Consider the following 1,131-nt stretch of genomic DNA (forward strand, 5'->3'; position numbering starts at 1 on the left):
GCCTCACCCCGCGGGTGCGAGCACCAGGCTCCACATCGTGGCCCGCAGGCTCGCCGCGTCGGCCGTGGCCGTCACCCCGGCCCGCGTCCCGGCCGCCACCGGCCCCCCGCTGTCGGTCAGCAGGCTCGTGATCCGCCCGTTCCCGGTGCCGGCCTGGGTCGAGCGGACCGTCTCACCGGCCGGAGCCGTCCACCCCGTGGTCGCCGAGGACTTCTCGCCCCAGTACGACACCACCCAGCCGCCGCCGGCCGGCACCTGGACCTCCGGCGTGGTGTGCTCGGCGCGGGTCACCGTCTCCGAGGCGCTCGCGTACGCGGAGAGCACCTGCGGGTCCACCCCCCGGTAGGCCACCAGGGTCAGATCCGCCTTCGACTGCCCGGACAGGGTCACCGAGAGCGCGTCGCCGCCGTCGTCCGGCGAGGCCGCCTTCTTCCACACCTTGGTCACCACGCCGCCGTTGTCCCGGGTGCCGACCAGCATCCAGCCGGTCACCCCGACCGGGTCCGGCACCGTCACCGCCGAGCTGTTGACCGTCATGAACAGCAGCAGCCCGTCGCCGCCGGCCACGTTCGCCGGGACCGTGACCGAGTGCGTGGCCACGTTCGCGTTGGAGGCCGCGCTGCCCACGAACTCGATCCCGGTGGTGGCCTGCACGACGGAGATGTCCTTGGTGACCGAGACGGCGGCCCCCTTGTCGTCGGTCACCGTCAGTTTGACCGGGTAGGTGCCCGCCGCGGCGTAGGTGTGCGCCGCGGTCACCCCGGACGCGGTGGCGCCGTCACCGAACTCCCACGCGTACCCGGTGAGCGTCCCGTCCGGATCCGCAGACAGGTTCGCGTCGAAGGAGCACTCCAGCTCCGTGCACGTGGCCGCGAAGTCCGCCACCGGCGCCTGGTTGGCCCCCTGCACCGTCACGTTCCGCGTGGCCGTCGCCGTCGCACCCCGGTCGTCGGTCACCGTCACCGTCACCGGATAGGTCCCGCTGCCCGGGAACGCGTGCGTCACCACCGCCCCGGAGGCGCTGCCGCCCCCGCCGAACGACCAGCTCACGGCGACCACCGTGCCGTCCGGATCACGCGAGCCGGTGCTGCGGAAGGTGCACGTCAGCTCCTCGCACACCGACACCAGCTC

At 73.7% G+C, this 1,131-nt stretch carries 1 protein-coding gene; it reads right to left on the reverse strand.

Features of this window, described 5'->3' with window-relative positions; all coding sequences use genetic code 11:
• Positions 1-3: 3 nt before the first annotated feature.
• Positions 4-1,131: PKD domain-containing protein (locus ABD823_RS34385; RefSeq protein ID WP_344867134.1), on the reverse strand; the 1,128-nt coding region annotated here is incomplete at its 5' end.

Source organism: Planomonospora alba, assembly GCF_039534085.1.
In the GTDB taxonomy this organism is placed as follows: Bacteria; Actinomycetota; Actinomycetes; order Streptosporangiales; family Streptosporangiaceae; genus Planomonospora_B; species Planomonospora_B alba.